Origin of the sequence: Kitasatospora putterlickiae (assembly GCF_039527695.1) — a bacterium.
Taxonomy (GTDB): Bacteria; Actinomycetota; Actinomycetes; order Streptomycetales; family Streptomycetaceae; genus Kitasatospora; species Kitasatospora putterlickiae.
In genome coordinates this window covers 1-9,019 of sequence record NZ_BAAAKJ010000099.1, presented here as the reverse complement: position 1 = coordinate 9,019, position 9,019 = coordinate 1, and the positions used below count along the sequence as shown (strand labels likewise).

The 9,019-nt window shown below is 73.5% G+C and carries 7 protein-coding genes; 1 reads left to right on the top strand and 6 read right to left on the bottom strand.

All coding sequences use genetic code 11. The features are described 5' to 3' along the window. Window positions 1-103: 103 nt before the first annotated feature. Window positions 104-1,246 carry a helix-turn-helix domain-containing protein gene (locus ABD308_RS10710; protein WP_344331498.1) on the bottom strand — a complete coding sequence of 381 codons (1,143 nt, stop codon included), beginning with the start codon at window positions 1,244-1,246 and terminating at the stop codon, window positions 104-106. Window positions 1,247-1,359: 113 nt separating this feature from the next. Then, window positions 1,360-1,605, bottom strand: coding sequence for a hypothetical protein (locus ABD308_RS39630; RefSeq protein ID WP_425554736.1), 246 nt, complete (start codon window positions 1,603-1,605; stop codon window positions 1,360-1,362). 445 nt (window positions 1,606-2,050) lie between these two features. On the opposite strand from ABD308_RS39630, the gene ABD308_RS10700 reads away from it, so the two are divergent. After that, window positions 2,051-3,364 carry a Rieske 2Fe-2S domain-containing protein gene (locus tag ABD308_RS10700; RefSeq protein WP_344331492.1) on the top strand — a complete coding sequence of 438 codons (1,314 nt, stop codon included), beginning with the start codon at window positions 2,051-2,053 and terminating at the stop codon, window positions 3,362-3,364. A gap of 78 nt (window positions 3,365-3,442) precedes the next feature. Here ABD308_RS10700 and ABD308_RS10695 read toward each other — a convergent pair whose 3' ends face one another. The 4 genes from ABD308_RS10695 to ABD308_RS10680 all read right to left on the bottom strand — a co-directional run bounded on the left by ABD308_RS10695 (window position 3,443) and on the right by ABD308_RS10680 (window position 8,846). Continuing rightward, window positions 3,443-5,017 carry a prenyltransferase/squalene oxidase repeat-containing protein gene (locus tag ABD308_RS10695; protein ID WP_344331489.1) on the bottom strand — a complete coding sequence of 525 codons (1,575 nt, stop codon included), beginning with the start codon at window positions 5,015-5,017 and terminating at the stop codon, window positions 3,443-3,445. A gap of 5 nt (window positions 5,018-5,022) precedes the next feature. Then, window positions 5,023-6,120 carry a terpene synthase family protein gene (locus ABD308_RS10690; protein ID WP_344331487.1) on the bottom strand — a complete coding sequence of 366 codons (1,098 nt, stop codon included), beginning with the start codon at window positions 6,118-6,120 and terminating at the stop codon, window positions 5,023-5,025. Beyond that, window positions 6,104-7,297 carry a Rieske 2Fe-2S domain-containing protein gene (locus ABD308_RS10685; protein WP_344331485.1) on the bottom strand — a complete coding sequence of 398 codons (1,194 nt, stop codon included), beginning with the start codon at window positions 7,295-7,297 and terminating at the stop codon, window positions 6,104-6,106. Before ABD308_RS10685 ends, ABD308_RS10690 begins: the two co-directional genes overlap by 17 nt. Before the next feature lie 205 nt (window positions 7,298-7,502). Next, window positions 7,503-8,846 (bottom strand): NsdA family TPR-like regulatory protein, encoded by a 1,344-nt coding sequence (locus tag ABD308_RS10680; RefSeq protein ID WP_344331483.1) that lies wholly within the window; start codon window positions 8,844-8,846, stop codon window positions 7,503-7,505. Window positions 8,847-9,019: the final 173 nt, after the last annotated feature.

Genomic DNA, 9,019 nt, shown 5'->3' with positions numbered 1-9,019 from the left:
CCGGCGTTTCCGGGTGCCCGCCGGGGCCGGGGATGGGGCCGAACACCGTGCCCCGGGGCTGTTCGTCCCAGGTCGTCGACCGCCCGTCTTCACCGCCGGTCGTTCACCGCCCGGCGGAGCAGGGTGCGGGGTAAGAGCTCTGCGGCACCTCGAACGGCAGGCACGCCCCGCCCGGCGGCGCGAAGGCCATCAGGAACCCGCGGACCCGGTCGGTGTAGGGCCGCAGCCGGGCCGGTACGCCGTCCTCCTTCTGCACGACGTAGGTGGCCGTCCGGTAGGCGGCGGCGAGGTTCATCACCGGGTCGCCCGCGACGCCCTCCAACTGCGGGGCCAGGGTGCACAGGATGCGGCCGAGCGCCAGGATCGACTCCTCCGCGTCCAGCGGCGGAACCGGTACCCGGTCCTGCTGCTCCTCCGGCAGGTAGTAGCGCAGCACGCGCGGCGTCCAGCGCGCGATGCCGTACTCCTGCTTCACCGGATCGGCGAGCTCCGGGTCGAAACCGCTCTCGGTGGCGAGGATCGCGGCGATGAGCGCGGGAGTGATCTGCGGGACGGGACAGGAGGTGCCCGCCCGGACGATCGCCGGACGGAAGCGGTGCGGCACCGCGGCGGCGGTGCTGAACCAGTGGGCGTGGTCCGTCCGGGCGGCCGAGGACACCGTGAGCCTGGCGGGAGGTGCGCCGGCCTGCGACAGGCCGGCGCAGAGCAGCGCGAGGACGAGGAGCGCCAGCCGCCGCACGCCGCCCGGCGTGGCCGGACCGTAGGGCTCCGGCCGGGCTGGGAGCCGTCGTACCCCGCCGGTGACCAGCACGGGCTCGGACCAGCCGCTGTCCCCGTCCATGGCCGCAGGCGCGGTGACGGCGACGATCCGCCCGCCCGCCGGCGCCGGGGACCGGGCCGGACCGCCGGCGTGGTCCGCCCGGGCCGTGCCGTCGCTGCCACCGCCACCGCCACCGCCGCTGTCGTCGTCGGCGGCGAGGTCCAGCAGGACACGGGTGCGCACCCGGCGCTCCTCCCACGCCGCCGGGTCGCCCCCGCAGGCCGTCACGTAGGCGGCCAGCACGGCCGGGCTCGGCAGTCGCTTGCCGGACGCGCAGGCCGCGAGGGTGGACGGCGCGAAGTGGGTGTGCGCCGCCAGTTGTTGGTAGGACGGCGAGCCGGCCAGCCGCCGGAGCATTCGCAGATCGTGGGCGAACCTCTCCAGCGGACCGGCCCCCGGATCGATTCTGTTCTCGCGCCGCCCCATGATTTCCCCCTTGAAGACGCCCTTGTCGGCCCGCCACTCCCGCCGTTCGGGTTCCCGTCCGGACCCTCGGCAGAATATGACGGCGCATCACTCAACCATTCGGGACTGACGGTTCATGCCCGGACAGCTGCCCGGGCGGCCGACTGGGCCTCCGGCCGAAGCGGCGCCGGGGCGGCGGGGAGGGGCAGGAGCGCGCCTGCGGGGCGCGCGGACGCAGGAAGTCCGGCGGCGTCGAACTTCTGGCCGCCGAACCCGGTGGTGTCGACCCAGGTGGTGATCTCCTCGTCGGGGAGGCCGATCTCGGGCATCTCGGGCTGCTCGGCGTCCGGCTCGTCCCACTCCGCGCCGAGCTCGCGCATGACCTCGCCGAACCGGGTGGGCGTGCACGGCCACCAGGGTCAGGGGCCGGTCGGTCATGGGGCTCATCCTTCGGTCTGCGGTCCGCGACGGCTGGACGGCGCGGCAGGGCGACCAGGCCGCCGACGTGATCGGCGGGCATCCGGAGCTGGGCCGGATCGTCGTCAACGTGCGGCTCGGCGCACCGGAGCAGACCGCACAAACGCTCAGCGCCCACCCACGGGTCCGCCTCGCCGCCACCACCGGCCCGCCACCCTCAGCGCTCTCTGCGCCTTCCTCACCGCCGCCGTCGGCCCCTCGACCGGATCACCACCATCGACACCACCCCGGTGCCGGCCACCGTCAAACGCACCGGCCTCACCCGCCGCTCCTGACGCCCACAGCCCTGATCTCCGTGCCACCGCACCACGGGCCGGGCCCGCTCCTCCTCCGTCGCAGGTCCCGGTCGTGGGCCGCCGCGTCGACTCCCTCCGTGCCCTGCGTCGAGCGGGACACCGGCAGCAGGCGAGACATGTCCGGCGGCTCCGGGGGCTGATGGCGGCCGCCGCCGAGGTGCTCACTGGGGACAGGCGGATCGACGAGGCGCGGAGGAGCAGCTTCATGATCAGGAACGGCCACATCTCCCGCTGGCTGGGACCCCAGCGGATCGACACCCCCACGCCCGTGGACCGGGAGTTGGGCAAGCAGATCCCCGATCCGATCGGCTGGTTCGGGCTGGCGTTCTCCGACGAGGTCGGGCCCGGGCAGGTGTTCACCTCGCGGTTCCTGGACGAGGACGTCGTCCTGTACCGCACCCGCGCGGGAGTGCTGCGGGCGGTACGCCCCTACTGTCCGCACCTGGGTGCCCATCTGGGGCTCGGGCGGGTCGAGGGCGAGGATCTCGTCTGTGCCTTCCACGCCTTCGGCTACGGACCCGACGGGGCGTGCGTCAGGACGGGGTACGGGACGAAGCCGCCGCGGATCGGGCTGCAGCGGCTCACCGTGCGGGAGAACGCGTCCGGGATGATCCTCGTGTGGTATCACCCGGAGGGGAAGCCGCCGGACTGGGAGGTGCCAGACCTGCCAACGGAGGGTTTCACGCCGTGGGCGCACGCCACCATCGACGCCATCGGGCACCCGCAGGAGCTGATGGAGAACCCCATCGACTTCGGCCACTTCGGCACCTACCACGAGATGGGCGACGCGATCGACGGCAGCGTCTCCTTCGAGCCGCACCGCTACACGGCGAAGTTGCGGGTCAAGCCGTTCGCCACGTTCGAGATCAAGCCCCGTCCGGGCGTCCGGCTGCCGTTGCCGCGCCGGCTGAGGGACATGACCCTCGTCGTCCACGTCACGACCCACGGGGTGGGGCTCGTACTGGGCGACATGTTCCTTCCCGGGGGACGGCAGCTGCTGCGGGTGCTGGCCCTGCCGTCGGTGCAGGCGGACGGGCGCATGCGGATCAGGCTGGGGGCGGCGGTGGTCCGGCCGGATTCCTGGCCGACGCTGCTGCGGCCCTTCAGGGACCGGCTGCTGGGCGCGGGGGCCCGGCTGACGCTTCGGCTCATTCTCGACTTCTCCTTCAACGAGGACCGCACCGGGAGCGACATCCCGATCTGGGCCACGAAGAAGTACGTGACCCATCCGCCGGTGGCGGAGGGCGACGGCCCGCTGTCGGAGTACCGTCGCTGGGCCCGGCAGTTCTACCCCGCCGTGCCGCGGGCCGAGCGGGTGAACCCGACGGCCGCCGCGGACGATCCCCGAGAGGGGGCACGGAGGTAGCGGCGGCGGCGCCGTGCGGCAGCGAAGGGGAGAGCCGCCGGGAGCGTCCCGGCGGCTCTTCCCTTCGCGGGCCGGCCGCTACGCGTAGTGCGGTGTGCGTCCGCCGGAGGCCGCGAAGTTCAGGGCTTTGAGGACGAAGCCGAGGCTGCTGTGGGGGACGTCGTACGGGATGGGACGGGGGCCGACCTCGTCCGTGACGCAGTCGAAGCCGCCGTCCGGGCGTTGCCGTGCGGCCAGGTACCTGAGGCCGCCGGTCGCAGCGGCGGACGCCGACGGCGCGTCGGCCCTCTCCAGCGCGGCCGGATCTGCGGTGAGCAGGGCGATGACGGAGAACGCGGTGCTGACGGCGTCGCTGGGGGAACCGGCGAGGTGGCCCCAGCCGCCGTCGGCGTTGCGAGTGGCCAGCAGGTAGTCGACCGACCGCCGGGCGGCCCGCAGCGCCGCCGGACGCACCCGGGGCAGGGACCGGGCCAGGCCGAGGGCGCGGACGCAGCGGAAGATCGCGCTGGAGTGGCTTCTGCTCCACGACAGTTCGAAGGTGCCGTCGGGGTGCTGGCGGTCGACCAGGTGGAGCAGTCCGCGCCGGACGCGGTCGGTGTGTTCGGCACCGGCGAGGCCGAGGCAGACGACGCCTTCCGCCGTCATCGCCGCCTCGGAGGGGTTTCCGCGCAGGTAGGTGGGGAAGCCGCCGTCGTCGTTCTGCAGCTCCAGGTAGTAGCGCAGGCCGCGCCGGACCGCGCCCGCGTGGCGGACGGGGTCGAGGGCGTGCAGGGCCTGCAGGCAGTACGAGGAGTCCTCGGCGTCGGTCTGCGTCGAGTGCGGCGTGTACGTCCACCCCCCGTCGGGCTGCTGGAGCGACTTCAGCCTCTCCCCCAGCCGTGCCGTGACGGCGCGCGGAGCCGTCCGCCCGGCCAGCCCCATGCCGGCCAGTGCGGTCGCGCCGACGCTCCAGTCGAGGATGAAGGGGATGCCGCCGCCCGGCCGCGCGGTCCCCAGCACCCTGCGCAGTCCACCGCGTACGCGTTCGGCGTGCACGGGCCCGCAGGTGTGGAGGGCGAACAGCACGATCAGTTGGGAGAGGACGTTGCCCTCCCAGATGCCCGGGGTGTCCACCACGTCGGCGAGGGCGGCGAGTTCGTCGTGGCGCAGGAGGTCGGCGCGGTCCAGGGCGTGGCAGGCGATCGCCTTCTGGGAGAGGCGCTCGACGCGTTTCCAGGTGTGCAGGGCCGTCAGGTCCGGGAGCTCGGTCAGCGCCGCCGACAGGGGCACGTCGGCGCCCAGCAGCCGGAGGACGACGTCGACCAGGTCCTTCTTCGGCCCGGCGGTGTGGTGGTCGAACCCGTGCAGCAACTCGGCCGCCCGGTGGGGGCCTTCGGGGAGGGCTCCGTCCCGGGCCAGGCGCAGGACCACCCGTTCCAGCGGCGTGACCTCGTCGACCCCGGCCAGGAAGTGCCGCATCCCGGCCGTCTCCCGGGGACACGGCAGTCCCGTCAGCGCGGTCAGCCGCAGGGTCAGCGCGGTCTCCAGGACGCGCCCCCGGCAGTGGCCGGGCACCGCCCCCTGCGGGGTGACCAGTCCGGCGAGGTGATCGGCGAGGCGTACGCGCATGTCGTCGACGAACGGGTACGCCGGGTGGAAGGTGGTGGGGGTCACGGGGGTCACCCCTTCCCGCCGGCGGTGAGGGGAGCGTCCAGGCACTCCCACCACCACGCGATGGCCGGGATGGGAAGCGGGCCGCCGAGGGCCACGGCGTCCGGTGCGGTGTCCACCTCGATCTCCGGCAGCAGTGCGGCGTAGGCGGGGTCGACTTCGAGCTTCTCCCGGCAGCTGTGGTGCCAGAACTCGGTGTAGGCGGCGATGTGCAGGCCCACGTCGCGCAGGTAGAGCCGCATCGGTGCCGACGCCAGCGGAAGCACCTGCTCGCGCAGCCTCAGGAACAGGGCCATCACCTGGTTGCGCATCCTCAGGGCGGTGGCCACGGCCTCCGGCACGCCGGTGCCGTCGCGGCGGGCGAGGATCGTGATCAGGTTGCTCTCCCCGATGCCGTTGGTCAGGTCGCGCGGCAGGGAGAAGATGTCGTTGTCCCAGTTGCACAGGATCCACATCATCTCGCCGAGGGCCCTGACGGCCGGCAGGGCGAGTTCGTCGGCGTCCAGCCGGTAGCCGCCGGCGATCTCGCAGTACGTCATCGGGACGGCCGCGCCGACGCCGTACAGCTTCACGGTCACGGTCTCGTTGAGTTCGGGGACGCCTCCGAGGGAGCGCTGGGCCCGCTCGCACGCGCCGCCGAAGAACCACAGCCGCCAGCTCTCCGCGTGGCGGGCGATCTGCGCGGGCGTGGCGAACCGCGCCAGCCGGGCGCGGGCCTCCACCCAGGCCGCCGCGAGCGGGTCGTCGTCCACGGGCGGGCAGGACGGCGCGTCCAGCAGCCGCAGGAGGTTGTTCAGCCGCAGCAGGACCCGGTCGGAGTCCTGCCGGATGTCGTCGATCAGGTCATCCACGGGGAAGCCCCAGGCGCAGATCAGATCGGCCCCCAGCTGGGCGCGCTCCAGGTCGGCGTCCGGGAAGAACATGGAGGCGATCCAGCCGAGTCCGTAGGTCGTCAGGCGCCGGCGGTGTTCCTCGTCGCGGGCGACGATGCGCTGGTCGAGCAGCCAGCGGTTGGTGCGTTCCTCGATGAGCGCGCGCTGCGGGTGGGTCCGGACGGCGATGGGACACCACAGCGCCGGCAGGTCGGGGTCACCGGTGGCTTTCACGGCTGTTCCTCAGGTCCGCGGTGGGAGAGTAGGGCAGGTCGTGGGCGGTCTCGGCGGGATCCGTCCGGTGCGCGGCTTCCGCGCGGTCCGGCTCGGCGCGGGCGGCGAGGACCTGGGCCGCGCCGGAGGGGTAGAACTGGTCGGCCCAACGCCGCCACCGCATGAACGGGCCGTCGCCTCGGGCGAGTCGGGGATGGTGAAGGTACGTCTTGGCGCTCCACACCGGCAGGTCACCGCCCTTCTCGGGCATGATGAAGCGGGTGTGGTTGAACCAGTGGGTGAGCCGCGCGAGCAGCCGCGAGGCGCCGACGGCGAACCAGTCGCGCAGCGGCGGGGGCAGTAGCCGCGGGGCGGGGACCCGGGCGCTGGCGGCCCACCGTACCTGCATCCGCCACGGCCCGGTGACGACGGGCAGCGCCCACACGCGCAGGCCGACGCCGAACCGCAGATCGATGTCGGCGACGAGGTAGCCGACCCCGTGGATCTCGATCCGGTAGTCGGAGGTGTAGGTGCGGCCCGTGAAGGGGATCCGCGCCGCCAGGCGCAACGTCGTCGTGCAACCCGGCCCGTTCTCCCGGAACGCCTCGGCGGCGCTGCCGCCGGTCATCACGGTGGTGTGCAGCGTACCGAGGTGGCCGACGTCGATCGCGTTCTCCAGCACCTCCTGCGGGTGCCCCGGGGACTCGGTGAGGCTGTAATGCGGCGGCGAGTAGCCCTCGGTGGGCAGGACGGGGATCCGCCAGCTGGGAGGTTCCCCCTCGGGGTGGTACCAGACCATGATCAGACCGTTGACCTCCTCCACCGGCAGCAGCGACAGCCGGGCCTTCGGCGGGCGCGTGCCGTAGGCGTTTCCCGTGCACGCCCCGTCGGGGCCGAAGGCGAACTCGTGGAAGGAGCAGACGATGTCCTCACCGCGTACGGTACCGCCGCGGCCGAGGTGGGCCCCCAGGTGCGGACAGTAGGGGCGGGTGGCGGTGAGCCGTCCGCTCCGCGCGCGCCACAGCACCACGTCCTGCTCCAGCAGGCGTCGGGTGACGACCACGCCCGGCCGGACCGTGTGGGAGGTGCCCAGACAGAACCAGCCGCTGGGGTCGGGGATGGGCGACTCCGCGGGACTGTACGGAGTGATGTCGCCTTCGATCGGGACGGTGTAGTTGAGGTTCTTCCGGTGGAACATCCCTCTCAGCCTCCTGCACGACCAGGGTCACGGGTACCGGCACCAGCCAAGCGCGGACCACCGGGGTCGGGGACCGGTCGGGACCGCCCGGCCTGTCTCGCTTGCCGGGGTGTCACCCCCGCGGGCCTCGTGGCGACGGGCCCCAGGTCGAGCCGTTCGCCCACGGGCGAGGTCGTCCCGTGCTCCGCGGTGGACCCGGCCCGGCCTACCGGGCCTCGGGCCGCGCCAGCAGGTGCCGTACACCCGCGTTCGCCGCGTACGGGCGCAGGTGGGCCCGCATCGTGCGCCGGGCGGCCGTGACCCGGCCGGACCTCAGGTGCGGGAAGTCGTCGAGGAAGGACTGCCAGCTGTGCACGGCCTGGTCGAGGTGGCCCGAGCGCAGCTGCAGCTCGGCCAGCTGGGCGGTGACGACCGCCCGGGAGCGGCACTCGGCGGCCGGCCGGTGCCTCAGGGACGTCTGCAGGCTGGCGATGGCCCCCTTGGTGTCGCCCAGCAGGTGACGGACGGTGGCCTGTTGGTGGGCGAGCGAGGCCAGGTGGTATCCGCCGATCAGCTCGGCGGATACCTGGGAGGTCGCCCGCTGCATCAGGCGTTCGGCCCGCGAGAGCGCCGACAGTGCGGCGGTGCGGTCCGAGTCGGCCGCGGCCGCCACGGCCAACTGGCCGAGGAGGAAGGCGTGGCGGGTCGGGGTGGCCCTGCGGTACCCGGTGGCCTCGGCGGTCTCGGCGAGCCGGAGCGCGTGGCCGTGGTGGCCGAGCGAACGGGCCTGGACGGACAGCGCGCGCAGCGTGACGGCGTAGCTCGCCGGGTCGGCGCCCTCGCACGCCAGCCGTAGCGCCACCCGGTAGTAGTGCTGGGCGAGCGCGTGCTCGTTGTCGTCGAAGCACATGAACGCGCACAGGTAGGCCAGACGGGTGGCGACCCGGTACAGCCGGCGCCGCAGGGCCGACGGTGCCGAGCAGTGCAGCAGCGGGGCGACGACATGGGCGAGGTAGGCCGCGAGCGGTTTGCGGGCCTGGCCGCCGCCGAAGGTTCTCTCGTGGTCGCTGAACAGCCGTGCCATCTGTTCGACCGCCGCCACCTGTTCGACCGTCACCGGGGCTTCGGAACGCGGCGGTCGGGCCACCCGGGCGGCGCCCGCGGTCTGGTCCCAGCCGGGGATCTCCAGCCGGGTGAGCGAGTAGGTGCCGACCCCGGGTGTCCACGGACGCCGCTGCGCCCTGCCGAGCAGGTCCAGGGCGGCTGCCGCGTCGTCCGTCCCGTCCTCCTGCTTGGGGGCCGCGGTGGGCACGTCACGGGTGAGCCCCGTCGCGGCCTCGGTGACCGAGCGCCCGAGGCCACGGGAGAGCGCCTCCGCGACGATGGCCGGCGCGGGGGAACGGGGTTTGCGCCCGGACAGCCAGAAGGAGACGGACTTGCGGTCGAAGAGAAGCGTGATGCCTTGTTCCGCAGCCACCTCGGCGGCCCGCTGCGCCAGTGTCGCCCCGTTCCACTGCGCCTCGTCCAGCAAGGCCCGTAGCAGGTGGTTCGGGGTGGAGGTTCGCCCCATGGCCACTCCGAGATGTGAAGGTTCTCAGGGGAGATTCCATTGCCCCAGACGCGCGGATTCGCGGTCAAGGGCATTTCGTCGAGCGAGACACGGCCGCGCAGCGAGACAGGGCGCGGACGTCCCGGGGAGGGGGCGGTCCGGATGGGGGGCGGCAGGAGCGGTCACCCGCCGGC

Excerpts from the sequence above, each read along its gene's own strand:
- ABD308_RS10710 (WP_344331498.1), bottom strand. The coding sequence starts at position 1,246 with ATGGGGCGGCGCGAGAACAGAATCGATCCGGGGGCCGGTCCGCTGGAG.
- ABD308_RS39630 (WP_425554736.1), bottom strand. The coding sequence starts at position 1,605 with ATGCGCGAGCTCGGCGCGGAGTGGGACGAGCCGGACGCCGAGCAGCCC.
- ABD308_RS10680 (WP_344331483.1), bottom strand. The coding sequence starts at position 8,846 with ATGGGGCGAACCTCCACCCCGAACCACCTGCTACGGGCCTTGCTGGAC.
- ABD308_RS10685 (WP_344331485.1), bottom strand. The coding sequence starts at position 7,297 with ATGTTCCACCGGAAGAACCTCAACTACACCGTCCCGATCGAAGGCGAC.